21 protein-coding genes and 1 riboswitch are annotated in these 24857 nt (G+C 38.5%); of the genes, 10 read left to right on the top strand and 11 right to left on the bottom strand.

Annotation, left to right across the window (positions count from 1 at the left end):
• Nucleotides 1-30: 30 nt before the first annotated feature.
• Entirely contained in the window at nucleotides 31-960 is a 930-nt protein-coding gene (locus J8L71_RS16915) for an EamA family transporter (protein WP_211001568.1), read from the bottom strand.
• Nucleotides 961-1061: 101 nt separating this feature from the next.
• Between J8L71_RS16915 and J8L71_RS16910 the strand changes: the two genes are divergently transcribed.
• Complete coding sequence (locus J8L71_RS16910; protein ID WP_211001567.1) at nucleotides 1062-2507, top strand: PLP-dependent aminotransferase family protein; 1446 nt, start codon at nucleotides 1062-1064, stop codon at nucleotides 2505-2507.
• 78 nt (nucleotides 2508-2585) lie between these two features.
• Here J8L71_RS16910 and J8L71_RS16905 read toward each other — a convergent pair whose 3' ends face one another.
• Entirely contained in the window at nucleotides 2586-3383 is a 798-nt protein-coding gene (locus J8L71_RS16905; protein WP_211001566.1) for a YggN family protein, read from the bottom strand.
• A gap of 390 nt (nucleotides 3384-3773) precedes the next feature.
• On the opposite strand from J8L71_RS16905, the gene J8L71_RS16900 reads away from it, so the two are divergent.
• Nucleotides 3774-3959, top strand: coding sequence for a hypothetical protein (locus J8L71_RS16900; RefSeq protein ID WP_082660591.1), 186 nt, complete (start codon nucleotides 3774-3776; stop codon nucleotides 3957-3959).
• 118 nt (nucleotides 3960-4077) lie between these two features.
• Here J8L71_RS16900 and J8L71_RS16895 read toward each other — a convergent pair whose 3' ends face one another.
• From J8L71_RS16895 to J8L71_RS16885, 3 genes are all read right to left on the bottom strand, one after another.
• Nucleotides 4078-4569, bottom strand: coding sequence for a glutathione peroxidase (locus tag J8L71_RS16895; RefSeq protein WP_211001565.1), 492 nt, complete (start codon nucleotides 4567-4569; stop codon nucleotides 4078-4080).
• A gap of 273 nt (nucleotides 4570-4842) precedes the next feature.
• Nucleotides 4843-5142 (bottom strand): AzlD domain-containing protein, encoded by a 300-nt coding sequence (locus J8L71_RS16890; RefSeq protein ID WP_211001564.1) that lies wholly within the window; start codon nucleotides 5140-5142, stop codon nucleotides 4843-4845.
• Nucleotides 5142-5843, bottom strand: coding sequence for an AzlC family ABC transporter permease (locus J8L71_RS16885; RefSeq protein WP_211001563.1), 702 nt, complete (start codon nucleotides 5841-5843; stop codon nucleotides 5142-5144). The genes J8L71_RS16890 and J8L71_RS16885 overlap by 1 nt, the downstream gene beginning before the upstream one ends.
• Before the next feature lie 107 nt (nucleotides 5844-5950).
• Here J8L71_RS16885 and J8L71_RS16880 point away from each other — a divergent pair, with 107 nt between their 5' ends.
• From J8L71_RS16880 to J8L71_RS16865, 4 genes are all read left to right on the top strand, one after another.
• Nucleotides 5951-6607 (top strand): cytochrome b/b6 domain-containing protein, encoded by a 657-nt coding sequence (locus tag J8L71_RS16880; protein WP_211001562.1) that lies wholly within the window; start codon nucleotides 5951-5953, stop codon nucleotides 6605-6607.
• Nucleotides 6608-6697: 90 nt separating this feature from the next.
• A riboswitch (cyclic di-GMP riboswitch) is annotated at nucleotides 6698-6788 on the top strand.
• A 95-nt stretch (nucleotides 6789-6883) separates the two neighbouring features.
• Nucleotides 6884-7453, top strand: coding sequence for a chitin-binding protein (locus J8L71_RS16875; protein WP_211001561.1), 570 nt, complete (start codon nucleotides 6884-6886; stop codon nucleotides 7451-7453).
• 147 nt (nucleotides 7454-7600) lie between these two features.
• The gene (locus tag J8L71_RS16870) at nucleotides 7601-9676 is read left to right on the top strand and encodes a S9 family peptidase (RefSeq protein WP_211001560.1); all 2076 of its coding nucleotides are present in this window, start codon (nucleotides 7601-7603) and stop codon (nucleotides 9674-9676) included.
• Between the two features lie 60 nt (nucleotides 9677-9736).
• The gene (locus tag J8L71_RS16865; protein ID WP_211001559.1) at nucleotides 9737-10138 is read left to right on the top strand and encodes a hypothetical protein; all 402 of its coding nucleotides are present in this window, start codon (nucleotides 9737-9739) and stop codon (nucleotides 10136-10138) included.
• 19 nt (nucleotides 10139-10157) lie between these two features.
• Here the strand turns inward: J8L71_RS16865 and J8L71_RS16860 are convergent, their stop codons facing one another.
• Nucleotides 10158-10919, bottom strand: a complete 762-nt coding sequence (locus J8L71_RS16860) for a response regulator transcription factor (RefSeq protein WP_211001558.1) — start codon at nucleotides 10917-10919, stop codon at nucleotides 10158-10160.
• Nucleotides 10920-11158: 239 nt separating this feature from the next.
• Here J8L71_RS16860 and J8L71_RS16855 point away from each other — a divergent pair, with 239 nt between their 5' ends.
• Nucleotides 11159-14098, top strand: coding sequence for a TonB-dependent receptor (locus tag J8L71_RS16855; RefSeq protein ID WP_211001557.1), 2940 nt, complete (start codon nucleotides 11159-11161; stop codon nucleotides 14096-14098).
• Between the two features lie 601 nt (nucleotides 14099-14699).
• On the opposite strand, the gene J8L71_RS16850 is transcribed toward J8L71_RS16855, so the two are convergent.
• Nucleotides 14700-15173 (bottom strand): Dps family protein, encoded by a 474-nt coding sequence (locus J8L71_RS16850; RefSeq protein WP_211001556.1) that lies wholly within the window; start codon nucleotides 15171-15173, stop codon nucleotides 14700-14702.
• Between the two features lie 336 nt (nucleotides 15174-15509).
• Here J8L71_RS16850 and J8L71_RS16845 point away from each other — a divergent pair, with 336 nt between their 5' ends.
• Complete coding sequence (locus J8L71_RS16845) at nucleotides 15510-15719, top strand: hypothetical protein (protein WP_211001555.1); 210 nt, start codon at nucleotides 15510-15512, stop codon at nucleotides 15717-15719.
• Here the strand turns inward: J8L71_RS16845 and J8L71_RS16840 are convergent.
• On the bottom strand, nucleotides 15716-16321 hold the full coding sequence (locus J8L71_RS16840) for an alpha/beta hydrolase (RefSeq protein ID WP_211001554.1): 606 nt from the start codon (nucleotides 16319-16321) through the stop codon (nucleotides 15716-15718). The two genes, J8L71_RS16845 and J8L71_RS16840, sit on opposite strands and share 4 nt — an antisense overlap.
• 21 nt (nucleotides 16322-16342) lie before the next feature.
• Entirely contained in the window at nucleotides 16343-16879 is a 537-nt protein-coding gene (locus J8L71_RS16835; RefSeq protein WP_211001553.1) for a YaeQ family protein, read from the bottom strand.
• Nucleotides 16880-16970: 91 nt separating this feature from the next.
• On the opposite strand from J8L71_RS16835, the gene ylqF reads away from it, so the two are divergent.
• Together ylqF and fusA are read left to right on the top strand one after the other, a co-directional pair.
• On the top strand, nucleotides 16971-17915 hold the full coding sequence (gene ylqF, locus J8L71_RS16830; protein WP_058548793.1) for a ribosome biogenesis GTPase YlqF: 945 nt from the start codon (nucleotides 16971-16973) through the stop codon (nucleotides 17913-17915).
• A gap of 811 nt (nucleotides 17916-18726) precedes the next feature.
• A complete protein-coding gene (fusA, locus tag J8L71_RS16825; protein ID WP_211001552.1) occupies nucleotides 18727-20811 on the top strand; it encodes an elongation factor G in 2085 nt (694 codons plus the stop codon).
• Between the two features lie 261 nt (nucleotides 20812-21072).
• Here the strand turns inward: fusA and mdoH are convergent, their stop codons facing one another.
• Nucleotides 21073-23034 carry a glucans biosynthesis glucosyltransferase MdoH gene (gene mdoH, locus J8L71_RS16820; RefSeq protein WP_211001551.1) on the bottom strand — a complete coding sequence of 654 codons (1962 nt, stop codon included), beginning with the start codon at nucleotides 23032-23034 and terminating at the stop codon, nucleotides 21073-21075.
• Nucleotides 23006-24625 carry a glucan biosynthesis protein G gene (locus J8L71_RS16815; protein WP_211001550.1) on the bottom strand — a complete coding sequence of 540 codons (1620 nt, stop codon included), beginning with the start codon at nucleotides 24623-24625 and terminating at the stop codon, nucleotides 23006-23008. The genes mdoH and J8L71_RS16815 overlap by 29 nt, the downstream gene beginning before the upstream one ends.
• Between the last annotated feature and the right edge of the window lie 232 nt (nucleotides 24626-24857).

Below are 24857 nucleotides of genomic sequence, written 5' to 3'. Positions count from 1 at the left end.
GCGCTTTTGTGTTAGTTGCGTTAAACGCTTCTAACTGGGGACGGAGCCATTTTTAGCAATTACTCTATTTGCTAAAAAGGCATTAATTTGTTTTGTAGGGGTAAGCACGATGGCATTACCTAAAAGTACTAAGCTAAATCCTGCAAAGGTATTTGCATGCCACTCAAAGCCTTCAAAAAAGCTACTGAGTGTTACCGCAACAAGCGGGAACAGTACAATAACGTAGCTGGCTTTCTCAGGGCCGATATTTTTAAGTAGCGCAAAGTAGCAGCTAAACGCTATTACAGTGCCAAATATTGATAAATAAAGTAATGAAAGCCAGTAACTACTTGGTGCGTTTAAACTAAATTGCACATCGCTCATTAGTACATATAAAACTAAACCAATTGCGCTGTATAGCATGCCCCAGGCATTGCCTTGGAGTACACCAATTTGCTTGCGTGAGTTTCTTACGCTTACCATGTTTCCTAATGAAGCCACAAAGGTGCCACTAAGAGCAAGTAGTAACCCGACCAACGCACCATTACTCAAGTCGAACTGCTGTAGTTGTGGCCAAAATAGGCACGTTATGCCCAGTACAGCAAGTATTGCGCCTGTATAGATCCGCTTAGATATAGGTTTTCTAAAAAATAATCGTGTATTTACTATATTCATAACCAGCAGCATAGAAAACGCAATTGAGGTCATGGCTGACGTTAAATAGTTTTGCGCCCAATAAAGCATTAAATAATTTAGGCTAAAGTTACATAGTGCCAACAGCACAAAAAAACCATGGTCTACCAACGAAAAACGCACGTCGGGTTTTTTGTACGCTACATATAACCACATTAGCGCGGCTGCGATAGCAAAGCGATATAATAGCGACAGCTCTACAGCAATATCACCTAGCTGAAACTCAATAGCTAGCCAAGTAGAGCCCCAAATTAAAACAGTTGTAATGTATAGCGCTGCACTTTTCATTGTCGATCCTAAATACCGGGTGAGTGGTTATTTTAAGAGCTAGCTGTATACTTACCATATACAGAAAAGTAAAAATGTAACCTATACAGATTTGATGTGCGATGAACTTAAAAACCGTAAACAACAAACCCCCTGAATTTTTATATCAGCAAGTTATTCAACTTATTAAAGATATGAGCGAACAGCATGTTTTGTTGCCCGGTGAAAAGCTGCCATCTCTAAGAAAAATGGCTACTAACCTAAACATAAGTATTCCTACAGTAAAGCAGGCTTATCAAACGCTTGAAGATCAAGGCTTAATAGAGGCAAGAGAAAAATCGGGCTATTTTTTAAAAGCCGTCGCTATAGCACGCAGTCTTCCTAAGCGTGTAAAGCTAAGTCGCGAGCCTGTTATTGTTAATAAACAAGCGCTAATAGAGCAAGTATATAGTGCGATTCATCAAGTTAACGTAGTGCCTTTTGGTATCGCAAACCCCGTTGCGGCTGCCCCAACCGATAAAGCACTTGCGAGAAATATGCGCCGAGTGATGACAATTGCTGGTAACAGCGCCATTAATTATGGCCCAATGGATGGGTTTGTACCGTTAAAAAAGCAGCTTATACATTATTATTTGGGTTTTGGTATAGGTATTAATATAGATGAGTTGGTGATCACTAATGGTGCACAAGAGGCGCTTGCAATAGCGCTTAAGTGTGTAACAAAGCCCGGTGATGCCGTTGCCATAGAGACCCCGTGTTATCACGGTATTATTGAATTAATAGAAAGTTTAGGCTTAAGAGCACTCGAAATACCACTGTGTCCAGATAACGGGATTTGGCTTAACGACTTAGAGCAAGCATTAAACGATCACGACATTAAAGCATGTTTATTTTCTACCGCTATTAGCAATCCAGTTGGCAGCTTTATGAACGATAAAAATCGCAAGCAAATGGTAGAGCTAATAGAAAACCATAACGTGGTACTTATTGAAGATGACGTTTACGGCGATCTATACTTTACCCCACAACGAGGTACACCTGCACAAACCTATTCAAAAAAAGGGCTCGTAATTAGTTGCTCCTCTTTTTCTAAAACGGCAGCGCCTAGCTATCGTGTTGGTTGGTTAATTGCGGGTAAGTACGCTCAGCAAGCTCGGCGGTATAAGCGCGCTTTAAGTTGCTCAACATCGTTAATTAATCAATGGACGTTATCAGAATTTATTGCCAGCGGTGAATACGATAGAAACTTAAAGGTATTAAGGCAGCGCTTGCGAACGAACAAAGACCGTATGCGCTTTTGTTTACAACAAGCCATGCCAAAAAATACTCGCATAAGTGACCCTCAAGGCGGCTGCGTTATTTGGCTCGACTTAGGTGGCGAGTACGATAGCCAAAAGCTTTTTTTACTGGCGCTTGAGGTAGGCATAAGCATAACGCCTGGGCTTATATTTTCTGCGACGAGTAAATATAAAAGCTGTTTTAGATTAAGTTATGGTGTGCAATGGAGTGAGCAAATGGAGCACGCTATTATTACATTAGGCGAGCTTACTTTATTAGCAAGAAAATAATGTAAATCAGTACATAAAAAAGCAGCATTTAAGTAACCTTAAATGCTGCTAAAGGGATGTTAAATATAGTTACTTGGGTTACTTAGTTGGCTTAATTGTAAATAACTCATAGCCTTGAAGCGCAGGTAACTGTGCTACTAATTGCTCTTCTTGCTTAGCAATGTCGGCAAAATTACCACATAAATCGTTAGCACGTTCTTCAAGTGCATTAGCATGTAGTTCTACTTTTTCTTCTATTTGTGCGCCCATACTTTCCATGCGCTGCTCAAATGCTTCCATATCACCACCTGAGCCTAATAATTCAGAGCCTAGTGCAACTAAAATGCTGCCCATTGATTGCATAACTGCAGACTCAACAGCCGTTTCTATTTGATTTTCGAATTGCTGCTCAAAGTTTTCACCAAACTGATTAAAGCTTTGCTGGCCCATAACAAAGGTGCCTTGCTGATAAAAAGTGTTTTCTACTTCCACTTTAATATCGTCCATTAGTTCAGACATATTATCTAAGCCATTAATATTAAATGCGTTGCCTACTTCAGCGAGTGCAACACCTGCAATTTTAACGCCTTCTAAAGCTATATTCGCTACTTCAGGTAATTGAGTGCGTAAGCTATCAGAGTAGGTGTCTAACGCTGCGCGTTGGTTGCTACTAAGGTTAATTAACTCACCGTTTATAGTTAAATCGCCGTCAGTAGTGAACTGCATGGTGCGATTATTAGCTGTAAAAATTTCTAGTTCGTTTGGCTTAATACGTACATCATTTTTAAATTCAACATTGCACTGTTCATTACTAAATGAAATTGCAGAATCGTTATCGTTGTGAGCCATTGCAGCGGGTGTACAAATTAAAGCACTTACTAATAGTAATTTTTTCATGTTTGTTCTCTACTTTTTTGTTGATGACGATTAACTAATAACAAGTTTGGTGCCAGTTTTATTTATTTATTTTAAACAATAGGTTAAGTGTTTGTGGGCGGCTTGATAATGATTCTTTCATTAAGTAAATAACTATTTTTTAGTCAAATTGGCTAAAAAATAAAAAGTGATAAATTTTATTTATCGATACGATAAAAAACTCTCACTTTCCTCAATTCGAATTTAGCGCTATTTATTCACAATACTGACATGAAGACTATTTACGATAGCTACATGGCTTTATTTTGGTACTAATTTGTAAATCATATTTAGTACTGAACATTTTTAATTTCACCAATTATTGCGATTATAAAATCCTTAATTGGTCTCAAACACTTTATGGAGTGGGTTGTGGGTAAGACATTTAGTTACGATGCGCTAGATGATGATTTTGTTGAAGACGAATACGAAATGGTCGGGCGTAATCAACATGATAAAAACAAGCAAAAAGTTAAGAAAAAGTTGGAAGACTATCTTGAACAAAAACGTTTGCGTAAAAACCTAGGCGAAGACGATTTAAGCGATTACATAGAGTAAATTATACTAGTAAAAATACATCGCCAGTTTTGTTTAGGTATTTATACGTGTGGTTATAAACATGTTTAACGCTTAGTTTTAACTGGCAATAAAGAGGCTATACGCCTCTTTATTAATTTTATGCCGTACTGTTTTTAAGTGCTTTTTGAATAGTTATTTCTAGCTTTTCAGGCTTAGTAAAAGGAGCGTAGCGTTTTATCGGTGTGCCATCGGCCGCTATTAAAAACTTAGTGAAGTTCCATTTTATTTTACGTGTTAAAAAACCAGGCAATGCTGATTTTAGATAACGAAAAATAGGATGGGCATGCTCACCGTTTACATCGACTTTGGCCGACATTAAAAAACTAACACCGTAGTTAATTAAACAGCCTTGCTCTATTTGGGTGGCCTCGCCAGGCTCTTGCTGGCCAAACTGATTACACGGAAAACCCAAAATAACCAAACCTTGGCTTGCATATTTATTGTGTAAGGCCTGAAGAGACTCATACTGGTAGGTAAACCCACACTTACTGGCGGTATTTACGATAAGTACAACCTTCCCCTTAAAATCACTAAAGTTAATGGGCTGGCCTTGCAAGCTAGTTGCGCTTAATTGATAAAATTCGTGCATGATTGACGCTTATTATTATTGTTTCAAGCATTCTACTCGCTGATGCATATATCGAAAAGTATAAAGTTTCACTGCAGTAACAAAAATCTATTAATAAATGTAGGGTTGCTTAGGGCATGTTGAACTTTTGTGGGTAAATTTGCATCAGTATGTTTGTTTGTAAGCAAGGCTTAGCCTATGTAGTGTGGTTATTCTCTATGAATAAGCTATAACGCGGCATAAATACCAAACATGCGCTGCCCTTTAGCTCTTTCTAGGGACGATCAACATGCCCTAATTAAGTATTAAAAAAAGACCCATTCCTGCAAGGGTGGTGTAATAAATGTTATGTGTTTTGTAAGCCACAATAACGGCCACAATAGCCGCGCTTAAATAGGGATTTTGCCAATTAAGGTTAATACCCTCTTTATTTAAAAATACAATAGGGACCCAAATAGCTGTCAGTACGGCTGGGGCACTAAAGCTTAAAAATTGCTGCATCTTGGGGCCCACCTTAAATGGTAATGCACGGTGCAAAAATAAGTAACGCGTAAAAAAGGTAATACACGCCATAAGTAATATTGTGATCATCATTAGTGCGCGTCCTTCTTTGTGGTTATTCTTGATGTGAAGTACCCTGCGCACATAGCAAGTAAAGCCGAGCATACTAACCACAGCTCAAACCCTGTGCTTTTTAATAGAGTTGCGCTTATACCCGCGACTATCACGGTGACTAAGGTGGCTAAGTTTTTAACACCTGGAATAACTAACGCTATAAACGTAGCTGCAATTGCAAAGTCTAGCCCTAGATTGGTTAAGTCAGGCAGCATAGAGCCCGCCACAATACCAATGAGAGTCCACAAGTTCCAAGCTATATAAAAGCTAAACCCGGCACTAAGTGCGTATATTAACCTTATTTTTGTTCTATATGCTTTGCGATGGTGCGAAAAAGCAAATAGCTCGTCGGTCAATACAAAGCTTATCGGTAAGCGCCAGCGCATGGGTTTATCAATGACTTTATGACGAACAGCGAGACCATACAAAAAATGACGAGAGCTGATAATAAACGTAGTAAATAAAATAGTGAGTAGCGGAGTATTACCCGCCATAAGCTCTATAGCGACTAATTGCGCAGAGCCTGCAAAAACCAAAAGTGACATAGCTTGGGTTTCAAAAGCGCTAAAGCCATTTTGAATAGCTAAAGAACCACACAAAATACCCCACGGAATAACCGCTAAACAAAGTGGTAGCATATCTAAAAAGCCCTTTAAAATAGCTTTTTTAGTTCCTTGCATGGTTTTTACTCATATGACTTGTAGAATGACTCATAAGGATACCTTAATATGATGATGTTAAAGTAGATAACATATTAAATAGTACTGTTTTATTTAGGGTGGGCGCAATGTCAAAAGTACAGGTTTGGGATAGCTTTATTAGAAGCTTTCATTGGTTATTAGTAATGAGTATTGCTGCGTTATATTTTAGTGCCGAAGAGGGCATGATTGAGCTACATTTTGTAATGGGCTTTTTTACGCTTGCACTTATTGTTACCCGTTTTATTTGGGGAGTGTTTGGCAGTAAAACAGCAAAAATTAGTGCGCTAATACATTCACCAAAGTCGGTAATTAGCGCAATTAAAACCCCTACAGATGCACCTGGGCACTCTGCGCAGGGCAGCTACATGATAATTTTGTTTTTTATACTTATTAGTACTCAGCTTTTAACAGGGCTAATGAGCAGTGATGGTATTTTAACAGACGGCCCATTAGTTGAGTATGTATCGAGCGATACCGTAGATTTTGCTAATTGGCTACACCACCTTAATTTTGACATTTTGTTATACGCTATTGGTTTGCATATGCTGGCTATTATTGTATATAAATTTAAAGGTAAGCCACTTGTTAAAGCAATGGTTACAGGTACTAAAGAACTTGGTGATGAAAATGCACAAACAAAGCTTATTAAATCATCTTGGCCTGCGTGGGTGATCTTTTTAGGGCTATTAGCGGTGCTAGCATTTAGTTGGGCCAAAGAGCCGTTAAATTATTTATTTAGCTAATAAATGGATTAAAAATAATCTTAAAGGGTTGTTTTTTTGTCTCGGTTACATTCTTTTGTTTGATTGTTGTGCGGTGGCTAATTATAATCGCCGAGTTGTTGGCAAACTAACCTAAAGGTTAGGACGCAAAGTTTCCGGTCTAAGGTTTTACTTGTAAAACTACGATAGCGGGACTGCTGCACTGTGTATTATCGTGTATCTCTTGCCCTCAATATATTTATTGTGTATCCATATACCATGGATAAATTTTTGTGACTCTAAGGTGTTGCTGTGTTTATGCATACGACGCTGGCCTGTGGAACGTGGTCAGTAATAGGTTGCTTAAATCATCATACCCAATTATTTATTGGCGACGTGGTGAGTGTAACTTTTTACGACATGCAAGGAGTGCTCGTTGATTTATCGTTTGATTATAAAATTATCTCTTGCGAAGAAGGTGAACCGCATGCTTGGCCACGTTTAATCGCCGAGTATATAAACGTGCATGTACCTTTAGTAAGCGCAGGGCGAATGACTGAACAAGGTTTGGTTGTAGCGTATCGGCATAATAAAATATTTGCTTTAGAAACAAGTGGTATTTGCAAAGCTGAAGTTAATTTTCATTGCATTGCTAAGTGCCATGAACGCCCTGAAAAGTGCAGCCAGCAATATGATTATATATACCCAGAACATATTAATAACTACAGTGCTGGTACAAAGGTACTACAACCTAAAACAGGGTATGTTTATCAATGCAAGCCATGGCCATTTAATGAGTTTTGCCGTGCAAGCGATGATGAAAAACCTATGTTTGAACCTGGTGTAGGCAAAAGCTGGGCTATGGCTTGGCAAAAAGTACCCTGTTAATTAAGTGTACTAAATAGACTATCTTCCCAAAGGTATAACGGTTTTAGTGATGAAGCGTTTACCGTTTTAGCCCACCCAAGTATTGGGTGGGCTTTTTTATTTTTATGTTAAACTGACCACATTGTTATTTTTTATATTGGTTATTTTGTGCCTCGTCCTGATTACTCTTTAAGTTTATTGCCTGATTTCCCTGTTGCTAAAAAGCAAGCTTATACATTAACTACCCACAATAAAGCGCGGGTCGATAATTATTATTGGATGCGTGACGATGAGCGTCAAAACGAAGATGTATTAGCGCACCTAAAAGCAGAAAACACCTATTGCGCTGCACAACTAGCGCCAATGAAGCCACTGCAAGAAGCTATTTTTGAAGAGCTGAAAGGGCGCATAGTAAAAGATGACAATACAGTACCTGTAAAAGATGGCGCTTACTGGTATCACTCAGAAGTACGCGGTGATGATGAGTACTCTCGCCATTACCGAAGCACTAGCATGAGCACAGACAATAAAAGTCTGCTGTTAGATGTAAATGTGCTTGCTACGGGTTATGAGTTTTTTGAATTAGGTGAAGTTGCCCTTAGCCCATGCGAGCAGCTTATGGCGTATTCTGAAGATACTGAAGGGCGTCGTATTTACACCGTACGTTTTAAAAATCTTTTAACAGATGAAATGCTTGATGACGTACTTGAAAATACCGAAGGGCAAATTGTTTGGGCAAACGATAATAAAACTGTTTTTTATGTAAAAAAAGACCTGCAAACGCTATTAGGTTTTCAGGTGTTTAGACACGAACTGGGTACTAAACAAACTCAAGATGTAATGGTCTACGAAGAGCACGACAGTAGCTTTTTTATGGGTCTTGGTAAAAGCCGCGATGAAAGCTTAATTATTATTGATTTAGCGAGTACAGAAACAAACGATACATGGGTATTAGATGCTAATAACCCAAAAGGTGAGTTTAAAGCATTAATGCCTCGCGAAGAGGGTCACGAGTTTGATGTAGACAAACTTGGCGATACTTTTTACATAGTAACTAACTGGCAAGCTCAAAACTTTAGATTAATGATGGCGACTAGCCAAACTATTGCGGATAAAGCACGTTGGCAAGAACATACGGCGCATCGCGAAAGTGTATTGTTAGAGGGTGTTGAATTATTTAACGACTTTTTAGTACTGAGCGAGCGCGAGCAAGGGCAAGCTCGGTTTGTAGTTGTGAATAAGCGCAATGAGCGTATGACATTGGAGTTTGATGACCCTTGTTATTACGCCGCAGTAGCGATGAACCCAGAGCCTGAGTCTAAAAGCGCGCGTATTTATTATTCGAGCCTCACAACGCCAGGTTCTTTGTATGATGTTGATTTAGCAACCGGCGCTAAAACATTACTCAAACAGCAAAAAGTGCTAGGTAGCTTCAACGCCGATGACTATGAATCTGAACGATTAATGGTAACAGCACGCGACGGTATTAAAGTACCTGCATCAATAGTGTATAAAAAAGACAGCTTTAAAAAAGATGGAACAAACCCGTTGTTTCAATACGGCTATGGTGCTTATGGTTATACAATTGATCCAAGCTTTTCAAGTACAGCATTAAGCTTGCTCGATCGTGGGGTTGTATATGTAATTGCCCATGTTAGAGGCTCAGAAATGCTGGGGCGCCAATGGTATGAGCAAGGTAAAAAAGAGCATAAGCAAAATAGCTTCAACGATTTTATTGATGTAACTAAGGCATTAGTAGCGCAAGGTTATGGTGATAAAAATAAAATTTTTGCATCAGGCGGAAGTGCTGGTGGCTTATTAATGGGAGCCGTAGTAAACCAAGCTCCAGAGCTATACTGTGGTGTTGGTTGCCATGTTCCATTTTTGGATGTGCTTACAACCATGCTTGATGAAAGTATTCCGCTTACCACCAATGAGTATGACGAATGGGGTAACCCAAACGACCCTGCGTTTTACGAGATAATTGAAGCTTACTCACCGTACGATAATATTAGCGAGCAAAACTACCCGCATATGCTAATAACAACAGGCCTTCATGACTCACAAGTACAGTATTGGGAACCTATGAAATGGGTGGCAAAAATGCGTGAACTTAAAACCGATAATAATATTTTAGTGTTTAAAACAGATATGGATGCAGGGCATGGCGGAGCATCGGGTCGCTTCAAAAGCCTCGAAGAAAAAGCGCTCGAAATGGCTTTTTTTATTGCTCTTATAAATTAACTGCAAAATTAAAAAATTGTATTAAGCTTTAATCATGTACTGATATATAAAAGGTAATTTATGTTTGGAGCACATGGTGAGTTTAATATTTGTTCTCAACCACCCACTATGTATTTAAAGTTAGTGGGGAGCTTTAATAATGAAGGGATTAACTCGTTAACAAATGGCGTGGTACATGAGTTGAGTACCCACTCTAAAGGTGCGGTAAAATTTGTTGTGGTAAATCTTAAAGAATTTGAACTATTAACACTTGATAGCTTAGATTCCTTAGAGACTTATTTTGCCAGTGTAAAAGAACGTGGTTACCAGCGTGTTGACTACTTATATGCCAACATTATTGCTAGAGATATGTTTGAAAAAGTATGGAATAACAGTGATGTTGAAGTTAACTTTTATAAAGATTCAGCAAGCTATTTACATCAACACCCTGACGATGAATATATAAAAACATATTGGTTGTGACTTCACTATTATTAAGCTTCTAAACCATGGGGCTTATTATACTTTCTAAACAACCTTTATACCTTCTTGATAAATTCAAGTAAGTATCGTTTTTGAGTTTTACTTTGTAATCGCCACTATCAGTTGGCATTAGCTCTGTAATAGCTTGTTTTCTGACAAGCGTAGAGCGATGTATGCGTATAAACCCCTCTGGCTCTAACTGCTGCTCAATATTTTTCATGGTTTCACGGTGTAAAATAGGGGAGGTGCCCTCAGCAAAGTGAAGCTCAACGTAATTTCCTGCACCATTGACCCAAACAATGTCTTTAATATCTATCAAACGCACTTTCCCTACATCTTTAACAACGATATGTGACGACGGTAATTTAGCGTGTTCTTCATCAATACTTTGCTGGTACTTTTGCTCAGCAGCACTGGCTATTGGGCAAAGATGAATGAGCTTTTCGAAGCACTTTTCTACTCGTGATGTGGTTGCATCAGTTGTTAAAAAGTCCACGGCTCCTACTTCAAAGGCAAAGTTTGCAAAGTGCCTAGACTGGGCAATAATCACTAACTTTAATTTTTTAGCAAGCTCAGTTAAATGAACTATTTGAGTCGGATCAGAGAGGTTAGTTAGCTCATAAAATAGCACATTATGTTGTAAAGTATCTATTTGATCTAAACGCTTATCAGATATGTGCAGTAGAGAATTAAAGTGCCGATGTGCTTGCGCATGCTGTGTTAAAAATGTTGCAAACTTTGAAGTGTTAATGTGTGTTAATGCGTGAAACGAAGCAATCATTATAATGTATCTCCTGCTGTCTATAATAATAAAGACCGTGTATTTGAGAAAATATGTGACCAAAAGTTATTTTTTATTAATAAAAATAAAACAAGAAGTCTTTTACCCCACCAAACCTGCCCTTTACACCAAATAAAAAGCCGTCTGAATAAACCTTGTAGAGTCTTATATTTATTCCCCTTAATGTTGCAATTCTTGTAACCAACTAGTTACAAAAATAACAATTCAGGGGGGTTAATATGAAAAAAATAAACAAGACAGGTGCTCGGTCATTCAAAAAATCGTCACTAACCGTTGCTCTAAGTGGTGCAATACTGGCTGGATTTTCGTTTCAAGGCTTTGCAGCAGAAGATGAAGAGCTTGAAAAGGTTGAACGTATTCAAGTAACCGGTTCTCGAATTAGCAAAGCAAAGCTTTCCCAACCAGCGCCTATTGTTACAATTACAGCGGAAGATATTGCTAAAGGCGGTACTCCAGATCTAGGTAGTATTTTAGCTGAATTACCATCAATAGGTGCAACAGATACCTTAGTTGGCAATAACGATAGTAATGCAGCAGCAGGCGTTAGTTCTGCTGACTTAAGACGTTTAGGGGCCGCAAGAACACTAGTTTTAGTAAATGGTAAGCGTCATGTTGCAGGTGCTCCAGGTTCATCGCAAGTAGATTTAAATACGATACCTTCAGCTTTAATAGAAAGAGTAGAAATTATTACGGGTGGTGCATCTGCTATCTATGGTTCTGATGCGGTATCTGGTGTAGTTAATGTTATTTTGAAAGATAATTTTGACGGTTTACAGTTTAATGCGTCTGTAGGTAACTCTACGGAGGGGGTTGGTACTGAAAATCATAGTTTCAGTGTTGTTGCAGGTACTGATATTGCGGGTGGTAAAGGTAACATTACTTTCTTTGCAGGCCAAGATAGAGTACGCCAGGTTTTGGCAAATGACTTACGCCAAACAAATGCTTACGGTACTGTAGATAACCCATTAAATACTGGGGAAAATGATGGTATCCCTGATCGTCTTACGGTCCCGAATGTGCTTTCGGAAAGAATAAGTGAGAATGGTGTAATTAACCCATTTGGCGCTGATGGAAGTATCTATACTTTTAATAATAGTGGCGTAGCAGAGTTAATGCCTGCACGTGAAGCGAGTGGAAGTTTTGCTTTTGGTAACTTCCCTGATGGATGTGAGTTTTGTGCTAATACACAAGATTATGAAAACGTATTACCTGAGCTTGAAAAGTTAACACTTGGTTCGACATTAAATTATAACCTTACTGATAATCATACATTCTATAGCGACTTTAAGTTTGTTCGCTCTGAAATTGAACAACAATTTCAACCTTCATTTCAATTTGGTGATATTTCGATTAATGTTGCAGATAATCCATATTTAGATAGTAATCTTCGCCAACAATTACTTAGCGAAGGTACGACTAGCGTTGCGATGTCTAAGTTTTTTGGTGAACTCGGAAATCGTAGTGCTGACAATGAGCGAGAATTATTTCGCGTTGTTACAGGGTTTAAAGGCTTTTTTACTCTAAGTGAAACAGATTTTGACTATGACTTTTACTATGTTTACGGCCAAACAGATAATCGACGTAAAACACTTAACGATTTAATTCCAGATAATTTAGTCGCGGCACTTGATGCTGTTATTGATCCTGCTACAGGTGAAGCTGCATGTCGTAGTCAGGTACCTAGCTTACAAGGTGAAGGCTATAGCGATCCAGCTAGTGTAAATGGTGATGCTTGTACGCCATATAATGCTTTTGGCTTTGATCAAGCATCAGCGGCTGCCAAAGATTATGTATCAGCAGATGTAACACGCACAGATACGATCACCCAAGAATTTATTGGTGGTAGTGTAACATTTGATACAGGTGAATTTTTTGAGCTTCAAGGTGGTGCAATTGGTTTGGCCACAGGTTTTGAATACAGAGAAGAGACTTCAGAAAGTATTACTGATGAATTCACAAAAGCAGGATTTTTATCAAATGCGGCCACACCTGATGCATATGGTGAATTTGATGTTACTGAAGCATTTATTGAAGTAAATTTACCTTTATTAGCAGATGTTTCTTTTGCAAAAGAGTTAAGTATTGATGCTGCATACAGGACGGCTGATTATTCTCACGCTGGTACAGCTGACGCATGGAAAGTTGGCTTACTATATCGTCCAGTAGATGATGTTCGTATACGTGGTACATATGGACAAGCTGTTCGTGCACCAAACATTACCGAAGCTTTCGATCCAGTATCACCTGGTTTTGATAATATTGCAGATCCTTGTGATGCAGATCGTATAGATAACAACCCAAATAGAACAGCTAACTGTGCGGCATTAAATATAGGTGCAGGCTTTCAAGCTAACGATAATGTAAGTATTGATGTTCTTAGCGGTGGTAATCCTGAACTAGAGTCAGAAACATCAACATCGCTAACTGCTGGTGTTGTATGGACTCCGAGCTTTTTTGAAAATTTTTCATTAACTGTTGATTACTATGATATTGAAATAGAAGATGCAATTTCTTTCATTTCTGCACAAAGTGTTATTGATAACTGTGTTGATGCTGCGGGTGGTCCTGATGCGGCGTTTTGTTCGCAAGTTGATCGTGATTCAGCTAGCAACGATATAACTTTAGTTCGTTCAGGTTATTTAAATGCAGCCTCAATAACAACAAGAGGTATAGAAGCTGATTTTGATTACGATATGAACTTAACTGATTACTCACTAGAAGGTGATTTGAAGTTCAATTTATTTGTGAATCATCTTCTTGAGCTTGATGTGTTCGAATTTCAAAGTCGCCCAGATACAGTAAATGTTGAAGACGGTGAGGTTGGTGATCCAGAATGGCAAGCACGTTTCTCTGCTGTGTATAAATATAACGATCTAACGCTTAATTGGACTACTCGCTATACTGACCGTTCTGCGCGCTTTGATTTATCACCAGATGGAGATATCGAAGAGGATTTACAGCCTGGTTACGTTGGCTCTATAGTCACGCATGATATTTCAGCAAGTTACAATGTACTTGATAATGCGCGTGTAGATTTTGGCCTTCGCAATGTAACTGATAAGTTACCTCCAGCATATATTTCTGCTAGTGGTAGTAATGAAGCTATTTATGATGCGATAGGTCGACGCTTTTTTGCTAACTTTAGTATTAACTTTTAATTTTAGTAAATATAGCTCATTAAAATCATTAGCTTGATTTACGTTATGCTAGGGGCGATTAACTCGCCCCTTATTTGTACTGGTTGTTGCTAAAATGACTACATTAGAATCAGACGATTAATTCCCCCTACCCCATCTTAACCACTGTATTTAATAACTCTACTCTAGGCTACAACCTAATATTCAACAGCGAGGTTAAAGCTAATTTTTAATGCAAATATAGAAAGAAAATATGTAGTAATTTAGTAATTATTACGGAACCTTTTGTTCAGCATAAATAAGTTTTTGTTGGATAAAATATGTGTTGATAATATTTTTACCCGCAAAGCGACTCGATGGGAAAAGACTATTCTTAAATAAGAGTATTACTAAGATTCTGCTGCGTTTATTTAAGGGTATTATTGCGCTAGGTATGATGAAGTTACTATGCTATTCATAACTGTATATAAGCACTATACCCGCTTAAACCAAAAACAACGCCACTGGTAACAGGGGCGTTGCTTGGTATTGGGAGCCAGCTAATATAGTAACCGAATCGATTAATTATTTAACGATTTATCCCTATTTGTAGCCCTCTTCATTGAGGGCTTTTTCTACTCGCTTAATCTAAGTAAGCTTTTAACATCCAAACCAGTTTTTCTTGTTCTGAGATGTAATCGCTCATTAGTGAGGCTGTGCCTTCATCTTCTGCGTCGCTAGCTTGGTTTAAAATATCGCGCTGCATGTGGATTAATGTGCTGTAACCAGCTAAAAGGTTTTCTACAGCTGTTACACCGTCACTGATACCTTTAGCTTCTTTAATTTTACTTACCTCAAGGTAATCAGAAAACGCGTGTAGTGGGGCGCCATCTAACGTTAAAATACGTTCTGCAACTTCATCTACCTTCAAAAGTAGTAAGTTATAAATTTCTTCAAACTTAACATGTAGTTCAAAAAAGTTACGGCCTTTAATATTCCAGTGAAAACCACGCGCATTCATATACTGAATTTGGTAGCTGCTTAATAGCGTATTGAGTGATTTTACAATGTCATCACTTTTAGCACTGTTTAGACCTATTGCGTTTACATGTGACATAACTTGCTCCTTGAATAACCGTTGATTTGTGAACTTGTGAATAAGTATTACTAATTTTTATAAATTAGTAAAATCGTATAAATTTATCTATCTAATAGCTTTTATCTATTAGTTATTTTTGATATGTGTATTCACTTTAGACTATTAATAGAAGTGGGACTGATTAATAAAAATACTACCCCTCAAAAGTAAATAAAACTCAAAAGTATATAAATCATGATCTAAAACAAGCTTTATTCAAGGTAATAACTTAGCTATTTTTTTATTGGTTTAGGTCAAAAATCATCCATCCTAACGGCGCATAATAATGCTGTCTAAATAATTAGGAGAGATAACATGCATGCAAAAACAGCTAAACAAAATAAAGCAGAGTTAATCGTAGTAGGAATTGCAGTCATCACATTTGTACTTGGGTTAGTAGCGCATTTAGCAGGGGCAAGTTTGGCAAACTCAGATACGTTTGGCTATATTGCAGCCCCAATACCGCTAATTTTAGGTATCGTATTTTTAATTAGTTATAAAATAGCAGCCAATGCAGAGGGCTAATCATTCTCACTTAAACATTTTAAAATATAATCGAGCACTTGGCGTGAATAAATCATACTGGTATGGCTTAAATGAAACACTTTATGTTCAGCCATACCTTTTAGTTTAGTCTCATCGAGTAATACGGTGCCGTCTGATTGACTGCCTTTAACGATTAATGGCATTAGCCCAATAGGCAAGTCGCCGGCAATACTATAAAGTTTGGCTTTAAAGGGCCAATTACCATTTTTAGTTAATAAAAATTCCACGCTATTTTTTAAAAATGATTCAAATCCTTTTTGCTTCATTTTTTGCGCAATATGACTACCTTTGTGCGGGGTACCTAAGGTAATAACTTTAGATACATAGTGGCTAGCTGCTGAACTTGCTTCTAAATAAGCGCGTGCAATTAATCCACCCATAGAGTGACATACCAGCGCTGAGGGTTCGTCGCCAATAAACGTATCAATTTGTTCAAATAGGGCTTCGAGGTTTGGGTCAAGCGTATTGTAGGTAATATTGAGTACAGTCATCCCTGATTCTTCAAGGCGCGAGCAAAGAGGGCGCATAACAAAGCCAGACATATACAAACCATGCAAAACAATAACGTGTTTAACTTTCATAGGCCCTCTAATTTATGGTTATTACATTAATTGCTGCGGCTTAATTTCAATATTAGCTGTATCGGTGCTTACCCATACTTCACCATCTTGTACGGTAATAGTGAGTTTTATATTTCGATCAACTAAATCGGCTAATGCTTGAGTAGCTGCATAATCGAGGCTAAAAATGCTTAAGTTTTTAAATTCGTATAACTTAGGCTGATGCTTTTGCCACCAAATTGTTTGATTATTTTCGCCGTAAGTATAAAGCACCACTTTTTTAGATTTATTGCAGGCTTTTTTGAGACGTTTTTCATCCGGCAGCCCAAGCTCAATCCACAGCTCTATTTCTTCACTGTAGTTTACATGCCAAAGCTCAGGTTCATCATCAGCACTTAGCCCTTTAGTAAATTCTAAACCATCACAACTATTTAGCGCAAAAGCGAGTAAGCGAATCATCAAGCGTTGATCTGTTTCTGAGGGGTGCTGCGCCAAGGTTAAATTAAAATCTTGGTACACGTAACGATCCATATCGCTTAGCGATAATTGCGCTTTAATAATGGTAGATTTAAGAGCCATAATGTCTAATCTGAAAAAATTTGCCCCAGTATAGCGCAATTAAATGAATTGCCAGTTAAAATAGCGTCAAATTATATGTTAGGAGTTAAAAATGGCTATCCAGTGGTTCCCTGGGCACATGAATAAAGCCCGAAATGAAATTAAAGAAATAATGCCACAAATGGATGTGATCATTGAAGTGCTAGATGCACGCATTCCTTATAGTAGCGAAAATCCAATGGTGACAACTTTGCGCGAAGGCAAACCGGTCATCAAAATATTAAATAAGGCTGATTTAGCCGATCCTAAAATGACCCAAGCGTGGAAAGATTACTTTGAGCAAGAAAGTGGCGTTAAAGCCATTGCTTTTGGGCATGATAAAGCTGCTGAAGTACACCGTATTAACGAGCTGTGTAAAAAGCTCGTGCCGCACAAAGTAGGTGCTGATAAGCAGATTAAAGCCATGATAATGGGTATTCCAAACGTCGGTAAATCTACATTAATTAATGTATTAGCTGGGCGTATAGTGGCAAAAACAGGTAATGAGCCTGCAGTTACTAAAGCGCAGCAACGCATTAAGCTTGAAGATGGCATTATGCTTTACGACACACCAGGAATGCTTTGGCCTAAAGTAGAGAACGAAAATTCGGGTTATCGTTTAGGTGCCACTGGTGCAATACGCGACACAGCGCTGGAATACGAAGAAGTAGCAAGTTACACCGCTGAGTATTTACTACGTGCATACCCAGAGCTTTTAAAAGCACGCTATAAAATTGCCGAACTGCCAGAAAGTGACTGGGAATTTGTAGAAATGGCCGGTAAAAAGCGTGGCTGTATTCGAGGTGGTAATCAAATAGACACGTACAAAATGTCTGAAATACTAATTAACGAACTTCGTGATGGCATTATTGGCCGCATCACCATGGAAACCCCTGCCATGCGTGAAGAGGAAGAAATTATGGTAGCAGGATTACGAGCCGCAGCAGAAGCTAAAAAAGCAGCTAAAGAAGAAGAGAAAAAACAGCGCCGTGCACGCGCCCGAAAAAACCGCCGTTAATGGGAAATTTATGTGAGTAAGCGACTCACCAAATTTCAGACATAAAAAAAGCCCGAAAGGGCTTTTTTAGTTTCATATCTACCGTCACCGATATGAGCAATGTAGCAAGTAAAATAGTAGGGCGGTTACTCATCATCAACATCAAGGGGCGTTGCGGTTCATAACAAGTAACCATAGCTGTTTACGTGCGCCACACGTTGTTTCAGGGTCGAGAAACAAATTAGTTCATTCCTTAACAAGGGGTATGCATTCCGCCTTGTTGATATTGATTATCAGTTAGATTTAATTATCTGTCAACACCTAAATGCAAATAATTCTTATTTTAGTTGGTTTGTTTTTTATGCACTTTTAAAAACGAATATTTAGAAATATTTTTTATTAATTACAAACTTTAATAAGTAACTTAGTCGGGGCTAATATAAAAAGCAGTTTATCTATTTATAGCAAGGAGGATTTTTGTCAGCTTAAATAACAAGAAAATTATTAGGGTAGATGTACAAATATTAATTACTTTTGGTTATTTTATAAAAGGCTGATGTATTACTTCTTGACGAAAGTTAAAGCAAACACACATGATATAAGCGTAGTAAGATAATAATTAACTCACTTTTGTAATCTCAGTTTTTAAGAATAAAATATAATAGTTTTAATGGTTTATATAATAATCAGTGTTATTTAGTTGGTACATCATTCAAATCTAAAAAAATTTTATTGAATTGATTGCATTTTAAGCGACTTGTATGGTGATGTTCGCTTGAAGTAATGCTATACTCCCGCCGAATAATTTATCGACTTTATTAAGAGTAAAATAATGGCAGATTTATCGAAGTACAGAAACATTGGTATTTTCGCGCACGTTGATGCGGGTAAAACCACTACTACTGAGCGTATCCTGAAGCTTACAGGTACTATCCATAAAACAGGTGAGGTTCATGATGGTGAATCTACTACTGACTTCATGGATCAAGAAGCTGAGCGCGGTATTACTATCCAGTCTGCGGCAGTAAGCTGTTTCTGGAAAGATCACCGTTTCAACGTTATCGATACTCCTGGACACGTTGACTTCACAGTTGAAGTTTACCGTTCACTTAAAGTATTAGACGGCGGTGTTGGTGTATTCTGTGGTTCTGGTGGTGTTGAGCCACAATCAGAAACTAACTGGCGTTACGCTAACGAATCAGAAGTTGCACGTATTATCTTCGTAAACAAATTAGACCGTATGGGTGCTGATTTTTACCGTGTAACTGAGCAAGTACGTAAAGTACTTGGTGCTGTACCACTAGTTATGACTTTACCAATCGGTATTGAAGATGACTTCGTTGGTGTTGTAGACGTTCTTACTAAAAAAGCATACGTTTGGGATGACACTGGTCTTCCAGAAAACTACGAAATCACAGACGTTCCTGCAGATATGGTAGAAAAAACTGAAGAATACCATGAAATGCTTATCGAAACTGCTGTAGAGCAAGACGATGACCTAATGGAAGCGTACATGGAAGGTGAAGTACCTTCTTTAGAAGATATCAAGCGTTGTATCCGTAAAGGTACTCGTGACCTTGCGTTCTTCCCAACGTTCTGTGGTTCTGCATTTAAAAACAAGGGTGTTCAACTAGTACTTGACGCTGTTGTTGATTACTTACCATCTCCTACAGAAGTTGACCCTCAACCTCTTATGGATGAAGAAGGTAACGAAACTGGCGACCATGCAATCGTATCTGCTGATGAAACATTTAAAGCATTAGCATTTAAAATCATGGATGACCGTTTTGGTGCATTAACATTCGTACGTATTTACTCAGGTAAACTTAACAAGGGTGATACTATCCTTAACTCGTTTACTGGTAAAACAGAGCGTGTTGGCCGTATGGTTGAGATGCAAGCTGACGAACGTAAAGAGTTAACTAGCGCACAAGCTGGTGACATCATTGCAATCGTAGGCATGAAAAACGTACAAACTGGTCACACTCTATGTGATCCGAAAGACAAAGTAACTCTTGAGCCAATGGTATTCCCAACTCCAGTAATCTCGATTGCTGTACAGCCTAAAGATAAAGGCGGTAATGAGAAAATGGGTGTTGCTATCGGTAAAATGGTTGCAGAAGATCCATCTTTCCAAGTTGAGACTGATGAAGATTCAGGCGAAACTATCCTTAAAGGTATGGGTGAGCTTCACTTAGATATCAAAGTAGATATCCTTAAGCGTACTTACGGTGTAGACCTTATCGTTGGTCAACCACAGGTTGCTTACCGTGAAACTATCACTCGTGAAATCGAAGATAGCTACACGCATAAGAAACAATCTGGTGGTTCTGGTCAGTTCGGTAAAATTGATTACCGCATCAAGCCAGGCGAAGTGGGTTCAGGCTTCACGTTCACATCATCAGTTGTTGGTGGTAACGTACCTAAAGAATTCTGGCCTGCAGTTGAGAAAGGCTTTAAATCAATGATGCAAGAAGGTGTGCTAGCTGGCTTCCCTGTACTTGACGTTGAAGTAGAACTTTTCGACGGTGGCTTCCACGCCGTGGATTCATCTGCAATCGCATTCGAAATCGCTGCTAAAGGCGCTTTCCGTCAATCGATCCCTAAAGCGGGCGCACAACTTCTTGAGCCAATCATGAAAGTTGACGTGTTCACGCCAGAAGATCACGTTGGTGACGTAATCGGTGACCTTAACCGTCGTCGTGGTATGCTAAGCGACCAAGAAGCTGGTTTAACTGGCGTTCGCATTAAAGCTGACGTACCGTTATCAGAAATGTTCGGTTACATCGGTTCACTACGCACTATGACATCAGGTCGTGGTCAGTTCTCTATGGAGTTCTCACACTATGCACCTTGTCCAGCTAACGTATCTGAAACGGTAATCGCTGCAGAAAAAGAGAAAAAAGCGGCTAAGTAATTAGCGCTTTAATTCTTTAAAAAAACCCGCACATATTGCGGGTTTTTTATTGCCTATAATTTATAGAGTTAAAGTAAAGACACAGTAAATCATTGCTACATACCCTATGTAAGTGCCTGTGTACTTATTCAATAACATACCTTATTAGAGGCGTTCTCTAATTAAAAAAACGGTTATTTCGATTCGGCTAAATTTTAGGTAATAAAAAGGAGCAATTCATTGCTCCTTTTTTGTTAGTTACTGATGACTATCTATTTAGCGCTAATTGAACTTTTTAATTGCTTTAGCTTTTAGCGCTTTCATCTTTAGCTTGCGAGGCTTACTAAAGCTTTGAATAGGCATCGTGACCATATGCTCTTGAGGAAGAGCAGGTGTGGTTTGTGGGTATAAACCTTCCTCTGGTACAGAAATCTCTTTTAAGTGTGTTTTAAGTGCCTCTAGAGTTGTGTCGTTATCGACTTCACTAGGACAAATAAATATTCCCATTTTTCTTAATTGTACACCTAGTTTAATGCTGCTTGTGTAGCGAATAATTGGAGCCCCTAAAATCAAACCAAGTAAAATAGGGGATAACCACCAAAAGAATACAGGCGTGAAGTAATAGGCAACGCTACCCCAGGCTATGGCTACCAAGGTTGAAAATAATGTGTAACCAAACGCTTCTTTCCACGGAACCATTCGTCCTTCGCGAGGTTGCGCATCCCATTTTACTTTCTTACCTAAAAATACACATAGTACAAAATAAGCATGAAAGACCATCATTAATGGTGCAACAACAATTGCAAATACGGTTTCGATAATTGAACCCAGTATAAGTTTAATTGAGCCCCCAAAGCGTTTGTTCCTGTGGATCAGAGTAACAATGAGGCCCATTAATTTAGGCATTAACAAAATAACAATGGTTAAGTAAAGTAACGAATCAATTAGATCTGTTTTAGCTATTTGCCAAGTTGGGAATAACTGATAAATGCGGTTAAAGTAAACATCACTGTTTAGCGCACGAGTAACAGCATCTATAGTGCTAAGTGCAAGCATTGAAAGCCAAATTAATGACGAGATATACGCTGTTGCACCTAATAAAAAATGCAGTTTGCTCATGAGTTTTAATTTTGATGAAGATAATAAGCCTAAGTGCTGAATATTACCCTGTACCCAACGTCTGTCGCGTACAGCATAGTCTAGAATATTACTAGGTACTTCTTCATAACTACCTTCAATTTCAGATAACAGTAGTACATCCCAACCAGCACTATGAAGTAACGAAGCTTCAACAAAGTCATGGCTTAAAATTTCGCCGCCAAAAGGTGCATTACCTTTAAGCGTTGGTAAACCACAACAGGTAATAAACGCCTCGACTCTTATAATTGCGTTATGACCCCAATAGTTGGCTTTATCTGTTTGCCAAAATGCAGATCCAGTGGCGAGCATTGGGCTATAAAGCACTGAAGCAAATTGTAAAAAACGACCAAAAAAGGTGTCTTGGCGTACAGGAATAGGGATTGTTTGAATCAAACCGGCTTGTGGGTTATTAAGCATGCTAGTTGTTAGCTCTAACATACATTTACCCGTCATTACGCTATCGGCATCAAGTACAATCATGTGATCGTACTGGCTACCCCAGCGTTCACAAAAGTCGGTAAGATTACCTACTTTACGGTGTTTGTTGTCTTCACGGCGACGATAAAATACGTGTTTGGCAGTATCACCAAGACGTTCACATAATGCATGCCACGCACTTAACTCATTTTTGGCTATTTCTGAGTCTTGTGTGTCACTTAGTAAATAAAAATCAAAATTATCAAGCTGACCCGTTTCTTTTAAAGATTGTAAGCTTACTTCAAAGCCCGCAATAACTCGGTGAGTATCTTCGTTATAAATAGGCATAACTACAGCCGTTTTTTGCTTAGCAAGGGCTGCATTATCAAACTCAATAGGTTTAATACGTTTTAATGTGAGTGGGTCGATACGCAACAATTGCAGCACAAAACCAATGGTTCCACTACAAAAAGCCGTTACAATCCATGCAAAGGTAATAGAGAATAAAACCAAAAGGGCATATTCAAGCAAAGTCATGCCGTTTGAGCTCAAAATCTCAAACATAATTGATATGCCGTACCCAGATGTGCCCAAGGCAGCAATGGCAAACAGCCATACTCTTAATGTTTTGAATGGCATGGGTGTGCCTTTTCCTTTATTACTTGATGTCATTTGGGTACCAAACATAGCTCCATACCTCGCTAATTTCTTTGTCACGTAGTTTTAACGATAAACGCATATCAACAGGTTGATCGTCCTGTGGTGCAATTTTAAAGGCTACACGCCATCCTTGTGAATTTGGCAGTTTTTGCACATTTACATCGGTTACTTCGCCCGTTGTAAGTTGAATGTCTGCATCTAGTTTTAGTTGCTCAGAAAGGTGATTTATATCTGAGCCTGTAAAGTCCACGGTAAACTGGCGGTGACTTGGTGGCGGCGGATTATCTTCACCTGGCAAGGCTGCACTGCCAATTCTTGTTCGTAGTACACGCGCTTTTTCGTGCTGAGTTAAAAAAGCATTAAAGGTAGTCATTTTGTAGCTTAGTTTTAACGAGTCACCTGCCTTCATTGGCTTTTCAGGTACCCAGTAACTTACAATATTATCGTTAGTTTCTGTATCGGTTGGTATTTCTACTAGCTCTACACGGCCATTTCCCCACTCACCTTTTGGTTCGATCCATAGGCTAGGGCGGTTATGGTAATGCGCTTCTGTATCAAGGTAATTATTAAATTCACGGTCACGCTGCGCTAAACCAAAACCTTTTGGATTATTGTATGAGAACGATGTAACACTCAACTGAGAAGGGTTGTTGAGTGGGCGCCATACCCATTTATTATCAGCTGATTGAGTTAATAAGCCGTCTGAGTCATGAACTTCAGGGCGGTAATCATCAAAGAACTTAGTGCTGTTTTCACCGTGATAAAACATACTGGTCAGCGGTGCCACGCCCAGCTTTTTAATATCCTTACGGGCAAAAATTTGCATATCAACATCAACAAGCATATTTGTTGTCGGGTCTACGTTAAACTTATACGCACCAGAAACTGACGGGCTATCTAGCAGAGCAAAAATAGTAATATTAGTTTGTTCAGGTTTTGGTTTAGCGAGCCAAAACTCTTTAAACACTGGAAATTCTTCTCCCGAGTTTTCAGCGGTATCTATAGCTAAGCCACGGGCAGATAAACCATACACTTGATTTGGCCCAACAACCCTAAAATATGATGCTCCTTGAAATACCATTACTTCGTCTTTGTATTCATTAGTATTCAATGGGAAATGTACACGAAAGCCTGCATGACCTAACTGAGTGCCAGCAACACTTTTTGCTATTTCTTCTTGTAAAGGGGCTGCTGTCCCATCGTATTGGTAAAAATCGGTGCTAAAAGGTAAGCGGCTACGGTTAGAGTCGCCATCAACAGTATTTATAGTAACGGGTGTTTTATATAAAAACCCAGGGTGGAAGAGTTGCAATTCGTATAGGCCTTCATCTTTCCAAACTGACTTATCTTTTTTAAATCGAATTGAACGATAATCTTGATAATCAATATTATTTAGCGCTTCAAGTTCAATGTTTTTAGGCGCTATGTACTCTTCGCTTGCTAACTTTTTAGCACGAGCGCTGATTACATCAAATAAACTGCTTTGTGGTATGGCAACGTCGCCGGTTGCAGCAATTGCTTGATTGCTATTGCCCCAAGTAGAAAAAATAATAAGTAGACCCAGTAATGGCGCTGACTTCTTTGGCCATTGTGGCAGTTTTTGGGTTAATTGTTTCATTCTCATTCCTTAATAAAAACACACTTATTTTTACGTATTAGGGTAAATATTGATTTTTGTTATAGATTGTAAATATCGGCTTACCAATTACAGCAAAATGTGAGCCTGTTTAAAAAATTACATTATTCAATAAGTAGCTGATTTTAAAGTATAAGCACAGATTAAATTGAGTGAATTTGCTCTGGTTTATAAGAGTACAGATTACTTATTAGGGCATTTATAGACAATATGT

Origin of the sequence: Pseudoalteromonas sp. MMG007 (genome assembly GCF_018100985.1) — a bacterium.
In the GTDB taxonomy this organism is placed as follows: domain Bacteria; phylum Pseudomonadota; class Gammaproteobacteria; order Enterobacterales; family Alteromonadaceae; genus Pseudoalteromonas.
The sequence above is the reverse complement of the archived record's forward strand: the minus strand, read 5'-3'. Positions and strand labels throughout refer to the sequence as shown.

Excerpts from the sequence above, each read along its gene's own strand:
- J8L71_RS16860 (WP_211001558.1), bottom strand. The coding sequence starts at position 10,919 with ATGATTGCTTCGTTTCACGCATTAACACACATTAACACTTCAAAGTTT.
- fusA (WP_211001552.1), top strand. The coding sequence starts at position 18,727 with ATGGCAGATTTATCGAAGTACAGAAACATTGGTATTTTCGCGCACGTT.
- J8L71_RS16850 (WP_211001556.1), bottom strand. The coding sequence starts at position 15,173 with ATGTCACATGTAAACGCAATAGGTCTAAACAGTGCTAAAAGTGATGAC.
- J8L71_RS16845 (WP_211001555.1), top strand. The coding sequence starts at position 15,510 with ATGCATGCAAAAACAGCTAAACAAAATAAAGCAGAGTTAATCGTAGTA.
- J8L71_RS16865 (WP_211001559.1), top strand. The coding sequence starts at position 9,737 with ATGTTTGGAGCACATGGTGAGTTTAATATTTGTTCTCAACCACCCACT.
- J8L71_RS16885 (WP_211001563.1), bottom strand. The coding sequence starts at position 5,843 with ATGCAAGGAACTAAAAAAGCTATTTTAAAGGGCTTTTTAGATATGCTA.
- J8L71_RS16875 (WP_211001561.1), top strand. The coding sequence starts at position 6,884 with ATGCATACGACGCTGGCCTGTGGAACGTGGTCAGTAATAGGTTGCTTA.
- J8L71_RS16890 (WP_211001564.1), bottom strand. The coding sequence starts at position 5,142 with ATGATGATCACAATATTACTTATGGCGTGTATTACCTTTTTTACGCGT.
- J8L71_RS16915 (WP_211001568.1), bottom strand. The coding sequence starts at position 960 with ATGAAAAGTGCAGCGCTATACATTACAACTGTTTTAATTTGGGGCTCT.
- J8L71_RS16880 (WP_211001562.1), top strand. The coding sequence starts at position 5,951 with ATGTCAAAAGTACAGGTTTGGGATAGCTTTATTAGAAGCTTTCATTGG.
- J8L71_RS16840 (WP_211001554.1), bottom strand. The coding sequence starts at position 16,321 with ATGAAAGTTAAACACGTTATTGTTTTGCATGGTTTGTATATGTCTGGC.
- ylqF (WP_058548793.1), top strand. The coding sequence starts at position 16,971 with ATGGCTATCCAGTGGTTCCCTGGGCACATGAATAAAGCCCGAAATGAA.
- mdoH (WP_211001551.1), bottom strand. The coding sequence starts at position 23,034 with ATGTTTGGTACCCAAATGACATCAAGTAATAAAGGAAAAGGCACACCC.
- J8L71_RS16905 (WP_211001566.1), bottom strand. The coding sequence starts at position 3,383 with ATGAAAAAATTACTATTAGTAAGTGCTTTAATTTGTACACCCGCTGCA.
- J8L71_RS16835 (WP_211001553.1), bottom strand. The coding sequence starts at position 16,879 with ATGGCTCTTAAATCTACCATTATTAAAGCGCAATTATCGCTAAGCGAT.
- J8L71_RS16855 (WP_211001557.1), top strand. The coding sequence starts at position 11,159 with ATGAAAAAAATAAACAAGACAGGTGCTCGGTCATTCAAAAAATCGTCA.
- J8L71_RS16895 (WP_211001565.1), bottom strand. The coding sequence starts at position 4,569 with ATGCACGAATTTTATCAATTAAGCGCAACTAGCTTGCAAGGCCAGCCC.
- J8L71_RS16815 (WP_211001550.1), bottom strand. The coding sequence starts at position 24,625 with ATGAAACAATTAACCCAAAAACTGCCACAATGGCCAAAGAAGTCAGCG.
- J8L71_RS16910 (WP_211001567.1), top strand. The coding sequence starts at position 1,062 with ATGAACTTAAAAACCGTAAACAACAAACCCCCTGAATTTTTATATCAG.